Here is a 21,060-nt window from a genome sequence, read left to right as displayed (position 1 = left end):
TACGGGGTAAAACAGGTTGTTTAACCATGATGCATTGAGAAACCGAATATTTTTATGTCTGCAAAATTTCGTTATGAACTCCCTACGCGCGGTGGTGATGTCCGTCATCTAGGATGCTTGATTGGGGCCGCTGGTGCGCTTGAATGTGGAGAGATGATAGAGCGTCATCAAGGGCCTGTGGTCATCATCACAAGAGATATGCAGAACACACTGCGCCTACGCGATGAAATTCAACAATTTACCCAACTACCGATAGAAATACTTTCTGATTGGGAAACATTACCCTACGATAATTTTTCACCACACCAAGAAATTATCTCTCACCGTTTATCAACCTTATATCGCCTACCGACAATGCAAAAAGGCGTGTTGATCCTGCCCGTCAACACCTTAATGCAAAAGGTATGCCCTGCTGAATTTTTAACTAGTCACGCGCTAGTCATGGCGAAAGGCGATAAACTTTCACGTGATAGCTTGCGTGATGAACTTGATAAAGCAGGCTATCGTCACGTTGAACAGGTTTTAGAGCATGGAGAATATGCAACTCGAGGCGCGTTACTCGATTTATTCCCAATGGGTAGCACTTTACCGTATCGAATTGACTTTTTTGATGATGAAATTGATAGCTTGCGGACTTTTGATGTCGATAGCCAACGAACCCTTGAAGAAGTAGCACGCATCAATTTATTACCCGCACACGAATTTCCTACCGATAAAGAGGCTATTGAGCGTTTTCGCAGCCAATGGCGCGAACGTTTTGAAGTTAGACGCGATCCTGAGCATATTTATCAACAGGTAAGTAAGAAAACGTTGCCTACCGGTATTGAATACTGGCAACCCCTATTTTTCAGTCAACCGCTACCCTCTCTATTTGACTATTTGCCTGCTAACACACTGTTTATTTCGCAACATTATCAAGAAGCAGCAGAACGTTTCCAAACAGATACCCAGCAGCGTTTCGAAAGCCGCGGTGTCGACCCCATGCGTCCTCTGCTACCGCCAACCGATTTATGGCTCACTGTCGAACAACTTAACCAAGCATTAAAACAATGGCCTCGAGTTCAGCTTTCGGTTGAGAAATTAACGGATAAAGCAGCGAATACCAATTTAGACTATCAACCTTTACCCGACATTAGTACTCAAGGGCAAAGCAAGCAACCATTGGAAAAGCTCCGTCAATTTATTGAACATTTTGATGGAACCGTGGTTTTCTCTGTTGAAAGTGAAGGTCGACGTGAAACGGTGACTGAACTATTAGGTCGCATAAAAATTCGCCCTGAAATTATTAACCGTTATACCAGTCCATCCGACAGCCGTTTTGCTATTATGGTCGGTGCCGCTGAACATGGCTTTATTCAGCCTCAGCAGCACCGCGCTTTAATTTGTGAAAGTGACTTACTTGGGGAGCGTGTTGTTCGGCGCCGTACGGATAACCGTCGAACGATCAACACCGATACGCTCATTCGCAACTTAGCCGAATTACGTCCCGGTCAACCCGTTGTACACATTGAACATGGCGTTGGACGTTATCAAGGTTTGACCACCTTAGAAGCCGGTGGCATTAAAGCTGAATATTTGATCCTGACCTATGCAGGTAACGATAAGCTATATGTACCTGTATCCTCTCTACATCTTATTAGCCGTTATTCTGGCGGTGCAGATGAAAACGCACCTCTCCATCGTCTTGGCAGTGATAGTTGGGGCAGAGCCCGTCAAAAAGCGGCAGAGAAAGTACGTGATGTGGCAGCAGAACTACTCGATATTTATGCGCAACGTGCAGCCAAGCCTGGCTTTGCATTTAAGCACGATAAAGAGCAATACCAAGAGTTTTGTCAAGGCTTCCCCTTTGAAACGACGCCCGACCAAGAATTGGCTATCAATGCCGTCCTTAGCGATATGTGCCAACCTATCGCCATGGATCGTCTAGTGTGTGGTGATGTTGGTTTTGGTAAAACCGAAGTGGCTATGCGCGCGGCCTTTTTAGCTATCAACAACAATAAACAAGTGGCGGTACTTGTACCAACCACCCTACTTGCTCAGCAACATTTCGATAATTTCCGCGACCGTTTCGCAAATTGGCCAATAAGAATCGAAATGCTTTCCCGTTTCAAAACGGCAAAAGAACAGCAGCAAATTATTGAGGAAACTGCGGAAGGGAAAATTGATATTCTGATCGGTACGCATAAATTGCTACAAAGCGACATCGTCTGGCATGACTTAGGGTTACTTGTGGTGGATGAGGAGCACCGTTTTGGTGTTCGTCATAAAGAGCGTATCAAGGCGATGCGTGCAGATGTCGATATTTTAACATTAACCGCAACACCGATTCCTCGTACATTGAATATGGCAATGAGTGGTATGCGAGACTTATCGATTATTGCGACACCGCCAGCTCGCCGTTTAGCCGTCAAAACCTTTGTGCGTCAGTATGATGACCTGGTTGTTCGTGAAGCGATTTTGCGTGAAACATTACGTGGTGGACAAGTCTACTATTTATACAATGATGTCGAAAATATTGAAAAAGCCAAAAAACGCCTTGAAGAATTGGTTCCAGAAGCGCGCTTTGTGGTTGGCCACGGTCAAATGCGCGAACGTGAGCTTGAACGCGTGATGAGTGATTTCCACCATCAACGTTTCAATGTCTTAATTTGTACTACGATCATTGAAACAGGTATCGATATTCCAACGGCAAATACAATCATTATCGAGCGTGCTGATCACTTTGGACTAGCACAGCTGCACCAATTACGTGGTCGTGTAGGTCGTTCTCACCACCAAGCTTACGCTTATTTGTTGACCCCGCATCCTAAAGCCATGACAACTGATGCCCATAAGCGTTTAGAGGCAATCTCTTCACTTGAAGATCTCGGCGCTGGTTTCGCACTAGCAACTCATGATCTTGAAATTCGAGGAGCCGGTGAATTACTTGGTGAAGAGCAAAGCGGCCAAATGACCACAATCGGTTTTACACTGTACATGGAGTTATTAGAGAATGCGGTAGATGCATTAAAAGACGGACGAGAGCCTTCATTGGAAGATCTCGTGAATCAGCAAACGGAAGTCGAATTACGCATGCCCGTGCTACTGCCTGATGATTACATTCATGATGTCAATATTCGCTTATCATTCTATAAACGTATAGCAAGTGCGAGTGATGAAAGGGAGTTAAGCGAGCTGCGTACAGAGTTAGTGGACCGTTTTGGCATGTTACCCGATGCTGGGCGCTTTTTACTGGCGAGTGCAGCCATTAGGCTTGAAGCAGAAAAATTGGGTATTAAGCGTATAGAAGCTCATGAGCAAGGTGGATTTATTGAGTTTGGCGAGAAAAATAAAGTGTCGCCAAACTTCTTAATCAGTTTATTACAGAATCAACCTAAAACGTTCCGCCTCGATGGGCCTGTGAGACTCAAATTTGTTCACGATTTAAATGATAGACATGCTCGTATTGAATTTATCAAACAGTTATTAAATGACTTTGCGGATAACTTAATCGATTAATTCTCTGCTCAAATGCCTTGAAACAACCTTCAGTTGAGCCTTCTCTGGAGGTTGTTTCAATAAATATTAATCAAAATAGGCGTACGTATTCTTTCCAGGATAAATCTCAACAGCGTTACTGAATGTGTTTGATACTTTTTCATCATTTTTGACACAATAAAAAGGTATTAGTGCATTAGCGTCGCTACGAGCAACGTCACAAAGTTCATTACTAGAAGCACTTAAATCTAAACGACCTTTTTGATCAAGAGGTATCAATAGCCCCGGCTCGTATGCTGTGCGCACTTTACCTAGCGTATTACCAATACGATACACCACATCATAACCCACAATGATTTGTTCGACTTTCTCAGTAATGACACAGCTACGATATTCACGATCCACTAATTTAGGCAAAGACTGACTTTGTAATGTTTGGATCATAAATACCATCTTACATTCACTTTGTGCTGGATGGTAACGTGATAAATATGCTTGATTAAACCCATCCAGCACCCCCATGAATGAACAGTTTTCATGCTCAATCAGCCGATGTGATTTGATAGGTTCAATAGACAGCACTGTTGCGTGTTTGGTTGGCTTCTCAGACCAGCTTAACGATACTATTGATGCAATAATAATGAGGCAAATAGCTATTGCTGCTAATAAAAACTTATATGTTAGCTTCATAGGCGCCCTTATTAGTTACAAAATTAGTAATATCTCTATTGTATCCGTTCATTTTGATAATTCGATGATTGCAGACAATATAGCCACAATTTTTGGAATTTTCTTAACTCACGATAACTTTTGAAAAATTCACTTTGACCTCATCCATCATTAGGTCAATAAATTAAAATGTAATTTAATTTTACATCTTGATTATGATCAATTTATTTTATTATATTTTTAGTGTTAGCCACTTAATGCTTTATCCCAAACTGATAAATTATCGATAACTATTTATTAAACAAGAAAATTATCAATCATGAAATTTTATACATTTTCTTAGTTTATTAGATAGTGTTATATATTAGATAGTTAACTATTATATTAACATTAATATGCAAACTATTTTTTAATAAAAAAGCCTTTAAGGCTCATTAAAAAATCATGTTTAATCACTAAGCAATACGTAGATTAACTTAAACTAACAATGATTTGTTACTAAATAATTCACAAATAAGCCTCTATTTTTAGAATTAATAGAACTATTTTTATTGAATGAACACGTTATCAATAAAGTGGTTAATCTTTTTTAGTATCATGTGAAGGGCAATTAATCATTTGAATGAATATTTAATATAACAATAGTATTCATCAGAATAAAAACCCTCGTTCAACACTGAACGAGGGTTTCTGTGTAGAAGGTAACGACATAGAAAATTAATGAAGCTTCAGCTTCGGACGGATAATACGATTAATGCTGCCCACTAACATCATTAATCCCGTTTTGACGTAACCATGAAGCGCTATTTGATGCATTCTATACAATGAGATATAGACGAAACGTGCAATTCGCCCCTCAACCATCATATCGCCACGCATTAAATTCCCCATCAAGCTACCTACGGTACTGAAACGTGAAAGAGATACCAAAGAGCCGTGGTCTTTATAGACATAGTCTTTTAATGGTTTCTCTTTCATCATTGCTAAGATGTTATTATAACAATGCGTTGCCATTTGGTGTGCCGACTGCGCTCTTGGTGGCACAAAGCCCCCTTCTGGCTTAGCGCATGAAGCACAATCACCAATCGCAAAGATAGTATCATCACGCGTTGTCTGTAATGTTGGTTTCACGACCAGCTGATTAATGCGGTTAGTTTCTAGCCCTGCAATTTCTTTCATGAAGTCAGGGGCTTTAATACCTGCGGCCCACACCATTAAGTCAGCACGAATTTTTTCGCCTTCTTTGGTATTCAAACCGTCATCATCTGCACTGGTTACCATGGTTTTCGTCAGGACTTTGACGCCAAGTTTGTTTAATTCTTGATGCGCGGCTCCTGAAATACGAGGAGGTAGCGCTGGCAAAATACGTTCACCTGCCTCAACCAAGGTGACATTCAAAGCATCCGTATCCAGCCCTTTAAAGCCATAACTGGTTAACTGTTCTACCGCGTTATATAACTCAGCAGATAGCTCAACTCCAGTCGCACCAGCTCCGACTATCGCAATGTTCACTTTTTCTTCCGCATTATCACGGACTGAATAACGTAAAAATAAGTTAAGCATCTCATCATGGAAGCGGTGTGCTTGCTGAGGATTATCTAAGAAAATACAGTGTTCTTTGACACCCGGCGTACCAAAATCATTGGATGTACTTCCTAGCGCCATCACCAATATGTCATAGTCAATTTCACGTTCAGGAACTAACAGTTCATTATTTTTATCTCTCAACTCCCCCAAAATGACCTTTTTATTATCGCGATCAATTTGCGTTAATGAACCTAGTTGGAAATTAAATGCGTTATGGCGTGCATGAGCTAGATAACTAAGTGCATCAACACCATCATCTAATGACCCCGTAGCAACCTCGTGCAGCAGAGGCTTCCATAAATGACTTGGATTCCTGTCGACAAGGGTGATTTCCCCACGCTTTTTACGTCCTAATTTGCGCCCAAGGCGGGTTGCTAGCTCTAAACCACCAGCACCACCACCGACTATCACAATCTTTGGTTGAGAAAAGGCCATGGATACCTCATTACAAAATAAATTAATGTTATTTAAGCCTTTTAAAAGATAAAACACTTAAATAACACTCATTTAATCGATAAACCTCAACTCCATGTTGAGAATAACACGCTTGGTTATTTGGTCATACCAAATATTGACGCATATCAAATTGACTGATTAATATGACATCGATCACAGGTTAGTTTCATATTATGCAAAATACGAATCGTGTCAGCTAGCGATATATTGATATTAATCAATATTCGAAATAATTTCCAACCTATTTGATAATGATAATTAGTTAATCTAGCCTGCGACCTTACCCTCTTTATAAGGGCGATAGCAAATACAATTCGGATAATGTTTGTATCACTCTATTCAGCTGTACCTAAAATACTTAGATATGTCGAATGGACGCCTATCATAAGATCAATACGAAGGGATATGTTGAGTGAAGTTCCTTATCTATCAAACCGTGAATAGTATCGTATCCGCTTGATTGCTTTCTCTTTCACTTTTGTTATCACTTATACCATGACGTTATGACTTGTTCTCCTATTTCTGCTAGCAATTACAGTAACCCCTTCACTCGACGAAAACATAAACACTTAGCAAGTCACTCTCGTGATTAGCCTACTTAAGCACCCGATTTTCTTGGTGACACTCATCCCATTGCATAAAGCGTTTAGGTTGTGTAAGAGAGCAAGACAGAGTGCAAAACTAAACGACTTATCAACGGCCTTTCCCGCTAAATCAAATGATAGAAAAAAACACCCAACGAATGAACGCTTGGGTGTTTTTTTATTCTGACGACAACAACATTGCCTAATAGGACAATATCATCGCATTGTAAGGTCAATTCACTAACGTTGTTCTTGCCATTGACGGGATAAACCAACCAACTGTTTGTGGCTTTCTTGCCAACGCTGAGTACTTTGTAACTCTTTAAGACTATATTGCCGTCCACTGTGGAATAGCGATGAAGCTAAGCTGCCATGTTGCTTGGGTAAATTGTCTAGTACACTGACTGCACCATCACGGTTATTACAGACTAATACCATATCACAGCCCGCAGATAATGAAGCCGCAGCGCGTTCCGGATAACTTCCCATGATAGCGGCCCCTTCCATCGATAAATCATCCGAGAAAATGACCCCATTGAAACCAAGTTGCTCACGTAAGATGGATTTCAACCAAAAAGGCGAACCACTTGCAGGGCGTTCATCCGCTTGAGTATAGATAACATGTGCTGGCATCACTGCATCCAATAAATCACGCTGGATAAAATCTCTAAAAATTGACATGTCTTTTTTGCGAATGATCTCAAGGTCACGGTCATCCCTAGGCGTTTCTTTATGTGAATCCGCTTTTACGGCTCCATGCCCTGGAAAGTGCTTACCCGTTGTTTTCATGCCTGCATTACGCATACCTTTAATAAAGCGTTCTGCCATAACCATGGCTATTTCCGGATCTTCATGGAAAGAACGTTCACCAATGGCAATACTTTGATGACCAAGGTCAAGTACCGGCGCAAAGCTAATATCGATATCCATGGCTATCATTTCAGATGCCATCAACCAACCCGCTTCTTCGGCCAACCTAGCCCCTTCTGACTCACTGTTTAATGCAGCAAAAGCTTGTGCGGAAGGCAACGCGGTAAAACCATCACGAAAACGTTGAACACGCCCACCTTCTTGATCCACTGCGACCAATAGGCGGTGGCGTGATGCATCACGAATTTGACGCACTAGCTCCCTTAATTGTGCTGCATCATGAAAATTACGGGTGAATAAAATTAATCCCCCCACTAACGGATGTGCCAGTATTTCACGCTCTTCACTGTCCAGCTCATAGCCCTGAACATCTAGCATTATCGGACCCATACATGCCTCACTATTTAAACTATTTTGCGGTCATAACACGCATTTCAATGCTTTCATTTGTGTTAAACAAAGCGGTTTAATACGGCAAATGAAAATATTGCCTTAATGCTCCAGAGTGTAACAAAAAATCGCTATTTTGACTTTGATTCCATTGCACTTCATACCACATCAACATCATATATTTTACCCATGGTGTCCATTGGCGACACTGAGCAGCCAACCGTTCAGCATCTGTATATGATTGATGTTTATTACAATATTCTGATAGGAAGTCATGTCGTTGTTGGGTGTTTAGTTGATTGGCTTGAAAGTAGGTTTCTAATGACAACCCAATATCTGTATTCGCAGCATATTCCCAATCTAACAAAATGATACTGTTATCCTCTGTATAGAGAATATTACCCCGATGAATATCCATATGGGCGGGAGCAAGCTTTAACGTTTTAGGCGTTGGGGCGGACAAAAAATATTTATGCCACCGTAGCCATCGTGGGTTTTTACGCTTTGGATCAATCAACTCCCCATAATGAGCCATCTCTTGCCGCAGCTGTAACGGGTAACTTAATAAGGGTTGAGTATGCAATTTAGCGATGGTTGCCGCTAATAACGATTGAAATTCAGGTGATAAATATTGAGTATGGCTTGGATGTTGACCATCACACCACGAGAGTAATAACCAGTCTCTGTTTCTTGCTAGCTGTTTTGGGGCTTGGCCGAACCCGTGCAACTGCTGTAGCACTTTTGCTTCTTTACGACGGTTGACATAGAGCGCATGTTGAACTTGCCCCTGTGCACGAGCAATTAACTCAACGACTTGATCTGCCAAGGCGGCTCTCAAACGATAAGTTCCCCCAGACAGCCCCGCTAAGGGCGTTATTTCCCAGTGTTTAATATCAATCTTTGGAAAATAACGCCTTAACAGTAGCCACAATGAATCATTATTGGTCAATATCGTTTTTTCCTGACCAAATAATCTCACCGCTTTGTACTGCCATAAGCTGCATTTCAATATCACGTTGCTTATTTGAGCCTGAAATTACACTGTACAACACATAGTCTGCTTGCACATAGCGCCCCAGCCCAATCGCCTTACTGCGCGTGACTAAGCTATCATCTTGTGATAGACCTAACGTTTTACGTGCTGTATTCACAACATCTTGAGGAACAACTTTAAAAAGGTGACTACTATCAACCGCTTTTACAATCGCTGAGGTTGCGTTTTGTACGGAAAATGAACCATTTGTGTTGTTTTTGACTGAATCGACTAACAATACTTTGCCACTTTCAATACCGCTTGCTCCAGACATTTCACTCACCAATGGTGATACCGCCGCAGACCAGTCCGTCGTTTTTTGTTTAGGTGGCGTAGGGACCTTATCGATTGGTGGAGGTGTGACTGGTTCAGTCGGCTCTACGGGTTCAACCGGTACAACAGGCGGTGGTGTTTTTGGTCTTTCTGATTGAAAAGAAGGACACCCTGCCAATATCATCGCTGCCGCTGCAACAAATAGGATACGTTTCATTATTTTTCTCCAAGCGTTTTCGGTAAGAAGACATAAATACGTACATTACGCGCCAGTGATGAAGTACTTTGATTACTAACACTAATAGATAAATTGGCAGGTATTGTTTGCTGTATATCATGCGTTGTCGCTATTTTTAAGCCGTTATTATCATACCAATAAAGGCGGTACATGATGGTCACCGCCTCGGATTGACTGTTACTCATATTGACTTTAGCCACTGTCGCATAGTTTTCAACACTCACTACGGGTTGTTCTACGATAATGCCATGCGCTAAAACCGAGGGCTCCATAATGACACGTTGCTGTTCATTAAATACCAAGCCATCATTTTTTCCCCACAGGCAGCCGCTCAGTGAAAAGACCACCATACTGAGCGCCAACACACGTATTAGTACATATTCGACTTTCTTCACGTCATTGCCTTATTTGGCGAGTAATGGACCTAGAGGGCGACCACCAACTAAGTGCATATGAATATGAAACACTTCCTGTCCGGAATCTTTATTACAATTCATGATTAAGCGATAGCCACTCTCAGCAATGCCTTCTTGCTGAGCTATTTTTGCTGCAACGATAAATAAACGTCCTAATACCTGTTCATCTTCCGCAGCTACATCATTCACTGTTGGAATTAATTTATTTGGAATAATAAGAATATGTGAAGGCGCTTGCGGCGAGATATCACGAAATGCGGTAACAAGCTCATCCTGATAAACGATATCAGCAGGGATTTCACGTCGAATGATCTTACTGAAAATTGTTTCTTCTGCCATTTCAACTTCCTTTAATATTGACTAATAATTACGCGTTGTTATCGCCGACATTCAAATGAAAGAGGCGGTTAAAGTTTTCAGTGGTAATACGCGCCATTTCTTCTGGGCTAACCCCTTTGAGAACAGCCATATATTCTGCTACATCACGGACATAGGCCGGTTGATTCTCTTTACCACGATGAGGAACCGGTGCCAAATAAGGTGAATCCGTTTCGACCAAGATCCTATCTAAAGGAACAATTCTTGCTGCTTCACGAATTTGTTCTGCATTACGAAAAGTCACAATACCAGAAAAAGAGATGTACATCCCAAGGTCGAGTAATTGTTTCGCGGTGTCTTTATCTTCGGTAAAACAGTGTAATACACCGCCACAATCAGTCACATTCTCTTCACGCAAAATGGCCAAAGTATCGTCTCGTGCATCCCGAGTATGTACAATGACCGGTTTATTTACCTGACGACCAATGCGAATGTGCTGACGGAAAGACTCCTGTTGCAGTGCCGCATTTTCTTTTTGGTAATAATAGTCGAGTCCCGTTTCCCCTAACGCAACCACTTCCTTCCCTGCCGCTAACTGTGCTAAACGCTCAAAATCATAGCCTTCATCTAAATTAAGCGGATGGATCCCACAAGAAAATGCAACATTATCTCGTTTGCCTATCAGGGTTTTCATACTATCAAACCCATGTAGCGTTGTGGCAACCGCCAACATAAAACCCACATCGCGCTGCGATGCTTTTGCGATAACATCATCGACACCTGTATGTAATTTTTCATAATCAAGGCAATCGAGATGGCAGTGTGAATCAACTACAAACATATTTCACTCTTTTTCATCGTGTTAGAGTCGCAATTAATGCTTCCCATTGTAATAACTGATTGGTTAAAAGTAACTCTTGATTCAGTGCAGGCACTGTCATCAATTGGTGGCGGCATTGTTGCCAAGCTTCATAAACGTTAAACAATTGCGTATAGGTCATTCGTGACGCGAGCACACTAATGAGAGGCAACTGATCCTGATTTAAACAGAATTGTGCAGCTTGTTGTTGTAATTTCATGCTATCGGTTAACAATCCGAGCAACCAGCCAATCAATTCAGTGGCCTTATCATTATTCATGACAGATAACAGAGACAACATATCATTATGCTGCATTGCATGGGCTAGCCCTTGACACAAAGCATGACGCTGCTGCCAATTTTCAGGCTGCAACAGTGACATCGCCGCTACTGGCGCCCCTTGGCAGAGCTTTAATGCGGTCAATGCATCATTATAGTTAACGCCTGCAATGTTTTTTTGTAACCAATACCATGCCGTCTGCAACTCTGGAGGTGACAAATAAGTATATAAACAGCGGCTACGGAGTGTCGCGAGTAAATTTTCTCGCTTTTCACAGCCTAATAAAAAATAAGTCTGTTGTGTTGGCTCTTCTAACGTTTTTAATAAGGCATTTGCCGCCGCATCGGTTAACGCTTCAGCACGCGGAATATAAGCAACTTTCGCCCCATTTTGCTGGGCATAGCCACTTAAGGTTTCCGTCAGTTTCCTTACTGCATCTACACTGACGGTGGTTTTACCTTTTTCAGGTTCTAATACATGGTAATCAGGGTGTGTACCGGCCAACATCAGCTGGCAGCTATGACATTGACCACAACTTTTTAGACCGTCGGTGTTTTGGCAAATTAACCAGCGGCTGATCCCATAACATAGCGCCTCCACACCATTACCAGATAGTGAATGCAACAATAATGCATGGTGCCCACGGCCTTGCTGATAGGACGTTATCACTTGACGATAAGTTTCATTCAACCAAGGGTACCAGTTCATTTTCTCACCTTACTTCGCCAACCACTGCTGGAGTGTTTGGCGAATATCTTGTTGTACTTGCTCAATATGTTGGCTGGCATCGATCGTCAAAATGGTTTCGTCTGTTGCCGCTAATTCAAGATAACGAGCACGAGTACGCTCGAAAAATGCCAAGGATTCTTGTTCAATCCTATCCAGCTCACCACGCGCCCGAGCGCGTTGTAAACCAAGTTCTGGTGGTAAATCTAAATATAAGGTTAAAGCAGGTTTAAACTCCCCTAACACCAAATCACGCAAGGATTGCATCAATTCGCGATCAATCCCTCTCCCCCCGCCTTGATAAGCTTGGGAAGATAAATCATGCCTATCCCCAACAACCCATTTGCCCGCGGCGAGGGCGGGTTTGATGACATTTTCAACCAATTGAACACGTGCTGCATACAGCATAAGCAGCTCCGCAGTATCGGTCACTTTCTCACCACTGATTCCTTGCTTGATCAATTCGCGTAATTTTTCTGCTAACGGCGTTCCCCCCGGCTCACGCGTAAAAGCAATATCTTGAATACCCGCTTGGTTTAAAGTTTCAACAACAGTTTTAATCGCCGTTGTTTTCCCTGCTCCCTCTAATCCTTCAATGACAATATAGGCATTTTTCATTTTACTTATCATTCTGTTTTTCAATTTTTCGATACACTTTGACTGCACGATTATGATCATTCAGCGTACGGCTGAATGTGTGACCACCAGTACCATCTGCAACAAAGTATAAATAATCCGTTTTAGCCGGATGGGCTGCTGCTTTAATCGATGCAAGGCTCGGCATTGCGATCGGTGTTGGAGGTAGCCCATCAATACGGTAAGTGTTGTATGGCGTATAGTTATCTAAATCACTACGATAAATTTTCCCCTGATACTTATCACCTAAACCATAAATTACCGTTGGGTCGGTTTGTAAACGCATATTTTTTTTCAATCGGTTCACAAACACTGAAGCGACTTGATTTCTTTCACTATCGACGCCGGTTTCTTTTTCAATAATTGATGCCATGATCAACATCTCATAAGCATTTTTATAAGGCAGATCTTTATCACGTCCCTGCCATATCTCCTCGACATTTTTTTTCATCTGTTGATGAGCTCGTTTCAAAATATCGACATCGCGTGTTCCCGCGGTATACAAATAAGTGTCTGGATATAACCAACCTTCCAGAGTTGTATCGCCATCAAAGCCAATCAGTGCATATAACTCAGTCGGGGTTTTTCCTTCAATCTCATGCTGCAAATAAGGCGCATCAAGTAAAATATTCGTCCAATCGGATAAACGATAACCTTCAACAAAACGGATAGAAAACTGTGCTTCTTTACCACTCGCAATTAATGCCAACATCTGTTCAATATCCATATTCGGCTGCAAGCGGTATGTTCCTGCTTTCATTTTGGCTAACTCGGGACGAAACTTTAACAGCCATTGGAATTTATCAGTTTGATTAATGATGTTTTGATTAACTAATAAACCCTCAAGCGCAACACGCCCCGTTCCCGATGGCACGGTAAAAATTTTTTCTTGGGTTAAATTAAGCGGTTCTTTCGCGTAGTTTAAAACTTGTTGATACAAGACGTAGGCTACACTTCCTGCAATCAACACAATCGCGACCGCTGCAATAAATATTTTTTTAGCTAGTTTCATTCATCAACCATTTCTGTGACTAAATTTGGCAACGTAACAACAAATATTCAAATAATTCTCTAGAGGAATATTGCCAGAGAGGCTTGTTTTTACCTAAGTTGATCGTCGCAACCGGTAATATCGGCATCAAAGCATTACAAATAAACACCTCATCACAACATCCTAAAACTTCAGGGAATCGTTCAACTTCTTGTAGATCGTACTGACTCGTTGCTAAAAGCGCTATAATCTTTTGTCTCATTAATCCATTTACCCCTGAAAACGTTAAGTTTGGAGTAAATACTGTTTCACCTTTGCGCCAAAAGAGATTTGCACTGCAACATTCAATCAAAATACCATCTGAATCAACAACTAATGCTTCATCCGCTTGAGCTTCATCAATTTCCTGACGAATTAAGATCTGTTCGAGACGATTGAGATGCTTAATGCCGGCTAAATATGGGTTCTTGCTGATCGGCACACTGCTCAACATCAAGTGAATACCCGATTTCTGCAATGCTTGATAATGCAAAGGGAAAGGCGCTATCGACATAATCACTGTTGGTTGATTGAACCCCAAAGAACTATAGCCTCGGCCACCTGTACCACGACTCATGATCACTTTGAGTACCCATTCATCATGACTTTGTTGCTGACAAATGGCGAGAATTTGCTCTTGCAGACGTTGCCAATCAGGTTGAGGTAACTTGAGACGAGCGCTATCCTGCATTAAGCGCCTAATATGGTGCTCAAGCATTTTGGGCTGCTGATTAAACACATGAATCGTCGTAAAGCAGCCATCACCAAATTGCACAGCGCGATCAGAAACATCAATATGACGGCATGCAATTCCATTAACCCAATATGACATTGATAATTCTTATAATAATGGCTGATAAATCAGTCAGTAACAGGATGTTTATTATCATAAACTAAACTGACTGAGACTGCAAAATGACAATAAAAGAAAAGCCCCTGTATGGAACATACTGGGGCTTTAAATACATTATAGCGCTAATAATAAGGCAATAATGTTAGATTAATTTACTCTTGGTGATAACGACGGAAAATTAATGAGCCATTGGTGCCGCCGAAACCAAATGAATTACACAGAGCATACTCCATGTTTTCCACTTTTCTTGCTTCACCTGGAACGAAATCCAGTTTGCAGGCTTCATCTGGGTTTTCCAGATTAATCGTTGGCGGAACAATCTGATCAGCCAATGATAAGATCGTAAAGATAGACTCAATCGCGCCAGCTGCACCTAATAGGTGACCAGTCATCGATTTGGTTGAGCTAACCAGTACGTTAGTGTCTTCACCAAAGACAGATACAACGGCTTGGGCTTCAGCTAAGTCACCCGCTGGCGTTGAAGTCCCATGAGCATTGATATAGCCCACGTCGTTTGCTTCAATTCCAGCATCGTGCAAAGCATTCATCATCGCCAACGCTGCACCTTCTCCATTTTCAGGAGGTGATGTCATATGATAGGCATCACTACTCATGCCGAAGCCAGAGACTTCTGCATAGATTTTAGCACCACGTGCTTTAGCGTGCTCATACTCTTCAAGAATGATAATACCCGCACCATCTCCCAGCACAAAACCATCACGGTCTTTATCCCATGGGCGGCTAGCTGCTTGTGGGTCATCATTACGAGTAGAAAGAGCACGTGCAGCACCAAAACCAGCAACACCTAATGGTGTTGTTGCTTTTTCAGCGCCACCTGCGAGCATAACATCCGCATCACCATAAGCGATCATACGAGCCGCATGACCGATATTGTGCACACCTGAGGTACAAGCAGTGGCAATAGAAATACTTGGGCCACGGAAACCGTACATAATGCTCAGATGACCTGCGACCATGTTAATGATCGTAGAAGGAACGAAAAATGGGCTAACTTTACGAGGACCGCCGTGTTGTAGTGCTTCACAGTTCTCTTGAATTAAGCCTAGACCACCAATACCAGAACCAATCGCCAAACCGATACGAGTAGCATTGGCTTCTGTTACTTCCAGACCTGCATCTTTGATGGCTTGATAGCCAGCAGCGATACCATACTGGATGAATGGGTCCATCTTCCGTGCTTCTTTGCGGGAGATACCATAATCTTCGTAATTGAAATCTTTCACTACACCAGCAAATTTAGTTGCATGGTTTGTAGTATCAAAATGTTCGATGAGGCTGATACCACTCTGTCCGTCACAAACAGCTTTCCATGATGATTCAACTGTATTGCCGACAGGAGATAACATGCCCAGTCCAGTTACGACTACACGACGCTTAGACACGTATATCCTCCAAGGAGGGAAAAAGTTACCAAAGAAACATAGGCGGTCGAGTGACCGCCTAGATAAGTTTTAAAACAATTACTTAGATGCGTTCTCGACGTAGTCAATCGCAGCCTGCACTGTTGTGATCTTTTCAGCTTCTTCGTCAGGGATTTCGATATCGAACTCTTCTTCCAGAGCCATAACCAGCTCAACTGTGTCAAGAGAATCAGCGCCCAAGTCATCAACAAACGAAGCTGTTGTTACAACTTCTTCCTCTTTAACACCCAGTTGCTCAACGATGATTTTCTTAACGCGTTCTTCGATAGTGCTCATACTATTAAAATTCCTATCAAAACTCGCTTTCGCGATGGTTTTCGTAGTTTATAAAATACAGGAAAAGATACAACCCAATCCCGGCTGTTGGAACCTAAATTTTGCATTATTTTGCGCTAATTAACACTAATAATGCAAATGGTTCCATCATTTCTTTAGATCATGTACATGCCGCCATTGACATGTAATGTTTCACCTGTGATGTAACCAGCTTCATCAGAAGCTAAAAACGCTACAGCACTGGCAATTTCTTGCGCATCACCCAGCCTATCGGCAGGAACTTGAGATAAAATGCCTGCACGCTGTTCATCTGTCAATGCTTTGGTCATATCAGTTTCAATAAAACCAGGAGCAACGACGTTGACGGTGATACCACGGGAAGCAACCTCGCGTGCTAATGATTTGCTAAAACCAATTAGCCCAGCTTTCGCTGCTGCATAGTTCGCCTGCCCCGCATTTCCCATCACACCCACAACAGATGCGATTGAAATAATGCGCCCACAACGTTTTTTCATCATGGCGCGTAATACGGATTTAGATAAACGGTAAACGGATGATAGATTGGTGTCAATAATATCTTGCCACTCATCATCTTTCATACGCATCAAAAGGTTATCACGAGTGATACCTGCATTGTTAACCAGTATATCAATTTCGCCAAATTGTTGACGAATATTATTCAAGGTTTCATCAATTGATGCAGGGTCTGTCACATTCAGAGCAAAACCTTTGCCTTTTCCATCTAAATAAGCAGAAATCGCTTCTGCTCCTTTATCGCTTGTTGCTGTACCAATAACAGTCGCACCACGCGCAGCAAGTGTTAAAGCAATTGCTTTACCAATACCGCGACTCGCGCCTGTTACCAGTGCAATTTTTCCTTCAAAGCTCATATCGTCCTCAGAGGTTTTCTAACGCAGTGCCTAATGATACAGGATCATTGGCTGCAACGGCAGTTAAATTAGAGACAATACGCTTGGTAAGACCAGTTAACACTTTACCTGGGCCTACTTCAACAAGGTGTTCAATACCTTGATCTGCCATTAATTCTACAGTTTCAGTCCAACGAACCGGATTATACAATTGACGAACCAAAGCATCACGAATATTTTCAGCTGATTGTTCAATTTTTACATCAACGTTATTGATAACTGGGAAATTTGGCTGATTAAACGTGATGTCTTGCAATGCAACCGCTAATTTTTCAGCCGCGGGTTTCATTAACGCACAATGCGAAGGAACACTGACTGATAATGGCAACGCACGTTTAGCCCCAGCTTCTTTACAGGCTGCACCCGCGCGTTCTACTGCCTCTTTTTCACCTGCAATAACGACTTGTCCCGGAGAGTTAAAATTCACAGGCGATACAACTTGACCCTGTGCGGCTTCCTGACAAGCTTTTTCAATAGATTCGTTATCTAAACCGATAATCGCATACATGGCTCCGGTTCCCTCTGGGACCGCTTCTTGCATTAATTTACCACGTAATTCAACCAGTTTAATGGCGGCTTTAAAATCGATGACACCAGCACACACTAACGCTGAATACTCACCTAAGCTATGCCCTGCCATCATTGTAGGCATTGGCCCTTGTTTTTCTTGCCAAACGCGGAAGATAGCGACAGATGCAGCTAACAAAGCAGGCTGAGTTTGCCATGTTTTGTTCAATTCTTCTTCTGGTCCATTCTGGACAAGTGCCCAGAGGTCATAACCTAATGCTTCAGACGCCTCAGCGAATGTTTGCTCTACAAGCTGACTTTCTGCCGCTAATGCAGACAACATACCAAGAGACTGAGATCCCTGACCGGGAAAAACCATAGCAAATTGTGTCATGTCTATTTTCTCAGTAAATTAAAAACGAACGAGTGCAGAGCCCCAAGTGAAGCCACCACCGAATGCCTCTAACAGCACTAACTGGCCACGTTGGATACGCCCATCACGCACGGCTTCATCAAATGCGGTTGGCACCGATGCAGCAGAGGTATTACCATGTTTATCAAGCGTCACAACCACCTTTTCCATGGTCATATCCAGTTTTTTTGCTGTTGCTGAAATGATGCGTAAATTCGCTTGATGCGGCACTAACCAATCGAGTTCTTCTTTTGCAATACCACTTTCCGCTAATGTTTCATCAACAATGTGAGCTAACTCACGTACAGCAACTTTAAATACTTCGTTGCCCGTCATGGTTAAATAGGCTTCATCTTCTGAGCCGCGCTCACGATTTGGCAGCGCCAGCAAATCACCATAACGGCCATCGGCATGAAGGTGTGTCGATAAAATACCGGGTTGCTCAGAAGCGCCAATAACCATGGCCCCTGCTGCATCACCAAATAAGATAATCGTACCACGATCATTCGGGTCTAATGTTTTAGAGAGTGCATCAGCGCCAATGACCAATGCTTTTTTTACCATGCCCGTTTTTACAAATTGGTCAACAATGCTAATCGCATAGGTGAAACCCGCGCAAGCAGCAGCAACATCAAATGCCGCACAATCGTGAATACCTAACATTTGTTGAATTTGACATGCGGCACTTGGGAACGCGTGAGTCGATGACGTTGTAGCAACAACAATCAACCCAATGTCACTGCTATCGACCTGAGCCATTTCTAACGCTTTTTGTGCGGCGTGAAACCCCATTACCGCAACACTTTCATCTTCGCCTGCAATTCTTCTTTCATGAATACCTGTGCGAGTCACAATCCACTCATCAGAAGTATCAACCATTTTTTCCAGGTCAGCATTCGTTCTAATTTGTGCGGGTAAATAGCTGCCTGTGCCTAATATTTTGCTATACATAGGTTATTGATCACTCCTGGGTAATACGATATTCAGTCGAGCTGCTATTCTGTCTGGAACTTGTCTGTCTACTGCTTGAACTGCACGTTCAATAGCCGCTTTAAATGCATTTTCATTTGCTGCGCCATGACTTTTAATGACAATTCCTTTTAATCCTAACAGAGTTGCACCATTATACTGGTCGGGGTTCAGCTCCCCAAAACGCTTCATAAGTCGTTTTTTAAGCCATTTTTTAGCCAGTTGCATCAACCAGCTAGGTTTTTTATTCTTTTTGCTTTCTTCTGTTGATTTTAACAATGAAAGAATGACGCGGATCACCCCTTCCATTGTTTTTAGCGTGACGTTACCTGCGAAGCCGTCACAGACTAGTACATCCGTTTTGCCTGTTAGCAATTCATTGCCTTCAACATAACCGATATAATTTATTGCCGCAGTTTCTTTGAGGAGTGCGGCGGCTTCGCGGATATTATCCAACCCTTTGGTTTCTTCTTCACCGATGTTCAGCAGTGCCACTCTCGGTGAGACAATCTTAGCCACTTCTTCTGCAACCACTGACCCCATCACAGCGAATTGCACCAGCATTTCACTGTTACACGTGACGTTAGCCCCTAAATCCAGCACCACTGTTTGACCTTTTTGTTGATTCGGCAAAATTGTCATCAACGCAGGTCGCTCAATGCCTTCAATCGATTTCAACATCAGTTTCGCCAAGCCCATCAGCGCCCCAGTATTACCGGCACTCACGCACGCTTGTGCTTGCCCAGTCTTGACTAACTCTAACGCCGTTCGCATCGATGTTCCTTTGCTTTGTCTTATTGCCGTAGAGGGTTTAGCATCGTTAGCAATCACGTTTTCAGCAGGAATAATTTCGACACGAGAAGTCAGCTCGACACTTTGTTGTGCAAGCAGAGGTTGAATGGCGTCAGGTTGACCGACTAGCAGTAATTTGAGTGATGGATTAGATGCCAGAGCCTGCAATGCAGCAGGCACTGTGACGCGGGGACCAACATCCCCGCCCATAGCATCTAACGCAATGGTTAGATTAGCCAAAGTATCAACGTGTAAATCAGAAACTACTTGTTGATAACCTTACGGCCACGGTAATAACCGTCTGCTGTCACATGGTGACGCAGGTGGGTTTCACCTGAAGTTTTGTCTACAGAAACTAGGGTAGCAGTCAGTGCATCATGTGAACGACGCATACCGCGTTTTGAACGAGTTGGTTTATTCTGTTGTACGGCCATTGACCTTACTCCTTAAGTACTTTTCTTTAAACTGGCTAATACGGCAAATGGGTTTGGTTTTTCCGCCTCTGGAGGTAGTTCACCAAAAACCATGACCGCTTCGGACACTTCACAGTGTTCAGAATCATGAACCGGAACCACTGGTAAGGAAAGAATTATTTCATCTTCTATCATTCCCAGCAAATCTATTTCACCAAATTCATCAATTTGAATTGGTTCGTAGGCTTCCGGTAATGCTTCGGCCTTTTCGTCATTGACGACAGGACTAAAACAATACGATACGTAAACATGATGCTTGAAATCTTTTCTGCAACGCTGGCATTGTAGGGTGACATCCACATCAGAATGCCCCTCTATGATCATCAGACGCTGATTATCAATTTTAAATGATAATTCGCTCTCAACATCACTGTCTACACTGACTACTGATTCAGCAATACGTGTTACCTGCTCAGGCGTGTAACTCCCGACATAGTCGAGGTTTTTTTGAGCTGCACGCTGCGCATCGATAGTCAGGGGTAATTTTACCTTTTGCATAAGGCGCGCATATTAACTTTGTAATGAGCTATAGTCAAAGAAAAAGGCGGACAAAACTCGCCTTTTC

Annotated in this window: 21 protein-coding genes; 1 reads left to right on the top strand and 20 read right to left on the bottom strand. The window is 42.5% G+C overall.

Annotated elements, in window-relative coordinates:
• Window positions 1-54 precede the first annotated feature (54 nt).
• Window positions 55-3,498, top strand: coding sequence for a transcription-repair coupling factor (mfd, locus tag O7C57_RS09365; RefSeq protein WP_269723941.1), 3,444 nt, complete (start codon window positions 55-57; stop codon window positions 3,496-3,498).
• A 66-nt stretch (window positions 3,499-3,564) separates the two neighbouring features.
• Here mfd and umoD read toward each other — a convergent pair whose 3' ends face one another.
• From umoD to yceD, 20 genes are all read right to left on the bottom strand, one after another.
• Complete coding sequence (umoD, locus tag O7C57_RS09360) at window positions 3,565-4,167, bottom strand: UmoD family flagellar biogenesis regulator (RefSeq protein ID WP_247047612.1); 603 nt, start codon at window positions 4,165-4,167, stop codon at window positions 3,565-3,567.
• A gap of 696 nt (window positions 4,168-4,863) precedes the next feature.
• Window positions 4,864-6,168, bottom strand: a complete 1,305-nt coding sequence (locus O7C57_RS09355; protein ID WP_154624436.1) for an NAD(P)/FAD-dependent oxidoreductase — start codon at window positions 6,166-6,168, stop codon at window positions 4,864-4,866.
• Window positions 6,169-7,013: 845 nt separating this feature from the next.
• The gene (gene nagZ / locus O7C57_RS09350; RefSeq protein ID WP_154624437.1) at window positions 7,014-8,033 is read right to left on the bottom strand and encodes a beta-N-acetylhexosaminidase; all 1,020 of its coding nucleotides are present in this window, start codon (window positions 8,031-8,033) and stop codon (window positions 7,014-7,016) included.
• 76 nt (window positions 8,034-8,109) lie between these two features.
• The gene (locus O7C57_RS09345) at window positions 8,110-8,982 is read right to left on the bottom strand and encodes a phosphotransferase (RefSeq protein WP_154624438.1); all 873 of its coding nucleotides are present in this window, start codon (window positions 8,980-8,982) and stop codon (window positions 8,110-8,112) included.
• Window positions 8,972-9,556: a penicillin-binding protein activator LpoB gene (lpoB, locus tag O7C57_RS09340; protein WP_154624439.1), complete on the bottom strand. Its 585-nt coding sequence runs from the start codon at window positions 9,554-9,556 to the stop codon at window positions 8,972-8,974. The genes O7C57_RS09345 and lpoB overlap by 11 nt, the downstream gene beginning before the upstream one ends.
• Complete coding sequence (locus O7C57_RS09335) at window positions 9,556-9,972, bottom strand: YcfL family protein (RefSeq protein WP_196713183.1); 417 nt, start codon at window positions 9,970-9,972, stop codon at window positions 9,556-9,558. The genes lpoB and O7C57_RS09335 overlap by 1 nt, the downstream gene beginning before the upstream one ends.
• 9 nt (window positions 9,973-9,981) lie before the next feature.
• Window positions 9,982-10,332 (bottom strand): purine nucleoside phosphoramidase, encoded by a 351-nt coding sequence (gene hinT, locus O7C57_RS09330; protein ID WP_154624440.1) that lies wholly within the window; start codon window positions 10,330-10,332, stop codon window positions 9,982-9,984.
• 28 nt (window positions 10,333-10,360) lie between these two features.
• Window positions 10,361-11,152, bottom strand: a complete 792-nt coding sequence (locus tag O7C57_RS09325) for a metal-dependent hydrolase (protein ID WP_154624441.1) — start codon at window positions 11,150-11,152, stop codon at window positions 10,361-10,363.
• A 13-nt stretch (window positions 11,153-11,165) separates the two neighbouring features.
• Complete coding sequence (gene holB / locus O7C57_RS09320; protein ID WP_154624442.1) at window positions 11,166-12,158, bottom strand: DNA polymerase III subunit delta'; 993 nt, start codon at window positions 12,156-12,158, stop codon at window positions 11,166-11,168.
• 9 nt (window positions 12,159-12,167) lie between these two features.
• Entirely contained in the window at window positions 12,168-12,794 is a 627-nt protein-coding gene (gene tmk, locus O7C57_RS09315) for a dTMP kinase (RefSeq protein ID WP_269723940.1), read from the bottom strand.
• A 1-nt stretch (window position 12,795) separates the two neighbouring features.
• Window positions 12,796-13,824: an endolytic transglycosylase MltG gene (gene mltG / locus O7C57_RS09310; protein WP_154624444.1), complete on the bottom strand. Its 1,029-nt coding sequence runs from the start codon at window positions 13,822-13,824 to the stop codon at window positions 12,796-12,798.
• A 19-nt stretch (window positions 13,825-13,843) separates the two neighbouring features.
• Window positions 13,844-14,674 carry an aminodeoxychorismate lyase gene (gene pabC, locus O7C57_RS09305; RefSeq protein ID WP_247047307.1) on the bottom strand — a complete coding sequence of 277 codons (831 nt, stop codon included), beginning with the start codon at window positions 14,672-14,674 and terminating at the stop codon, window positions 13,844-13,846.
• Window positions 14,675-14,847: 173 nt separating this feature from the next.
• Window positions 14,848-16,098, bottom strand: a complete 1,251-nt coding sequence (gene fabF / locus O7C57_RS09300) for a beta-ketoacyl-ACP synthase II (RefSeq protein ID WP_196713187.1) — start codon at window positions 16,096-16,098, stop codon at window positions 14,848-14,850.
• 78 nt (window positions 16,099-16,176) lie between these two features.
• Window positions 16,177-16,413 carry an acyl carrier protein gene (gene acpP, locus O7C57_RS09295; protein WP_099110956.1) on the bottom strand — a complete coding sequence of 79 codons (237 nt, stop codon included), beginning with the start codon at window positions 16,411-16,413 and terminating at the stop codon, window positions 16,177-16,179.
• A gap of 155 nt (window positions 16,414-16,568) precedes the next feature.
• Window positions 16,569-17,303, bottom strand: a complete 735-nt coding sequence (gene fabG, locus O7C57_RS09290) for a 3-oxoacyl-ACP reductase FabG (RefSeq protein ID WP_154624446.1) — start codon at window positions 17,301-17,303, stop codon at window positions 16,569-16,571.
• Window positions 17,304-17,310: 7 nt separating this feature from the next.
• A complete protein-coding gene (fabD, locus tag O7C57_RS09285; protein WP_154624447.1) occupies window positions 17,311-18,243 on the bottom strand; it encodes an ACP S-malonyltransferase in 933 nt (310 codons plus the stop codon).
• 18 nt (window positions 18,244-18,261) lie between these two features.
• The gene (locus O7C57_RS09280) at window positions 18,262-19,212 is read right to left on the bottom strand and encodes a beta-ketoacyl-ACP synthase III (RefSeq protein ID WP_154624448.1); all 951 of its coding nucleotides are present in this window, start codon (window positions 19,210-19,212) and stop codon (window positions 18,262-18,264) included.
• A 3-nt stretch (window positions 19,213-19,215) separates the two neighbouring features.
• Complete coding sequence (gene plsX, locus O7C57_RS09275; protein ID WP_154624449.1) at window positions 19,216-20,262, bottom strand: phosphate acyltransferase PlsX; 1,047 nt, start codon at window positions 20,260-20,262, stop codon at window positions 19,216-19,218.
• Window positions 20,263-20,285: 23 nt separating this feature from the next.
• Entirely contained in the window at window positions 20,286-20,456 is a 171-nt protein-coding gene (gene rpmF, locus O7C57_RS09270; protein WP_004253223.1) for a 50S ribosomal protein L32, read from the bottom strand.
• 12 nt (window positions 20,457-20,468) lie between these two features.
• Entirely contained in the window at window positions 20,469-20,993 is a 525-nt protein-coding gene (gene yceD, locus O7C57_RS09265) for a 23S rRNA accumulation protein YceD (RefSeq protein WP_269723939.1), read from the bottom strand.
• Window positions 20,994-21,060 lie beyond the last annotated feature (67 nt).

The organism is Providencia sp. 21OH12SH02B-Prov, from assembly GCF_027362595.1.
In the GTDB taxonomy this organism is placed as follows: Bacteria; Pseudomonadota; Gammaproteobacteria; order Enterobacterales; family Enterobacteriaceae; genus Providencia; species Providencia zhejiangensis.
Note: the sequence above shows the minus strand (reverse complement) of the source record. Positions and strands in the feature narration are given on the sequence as shown.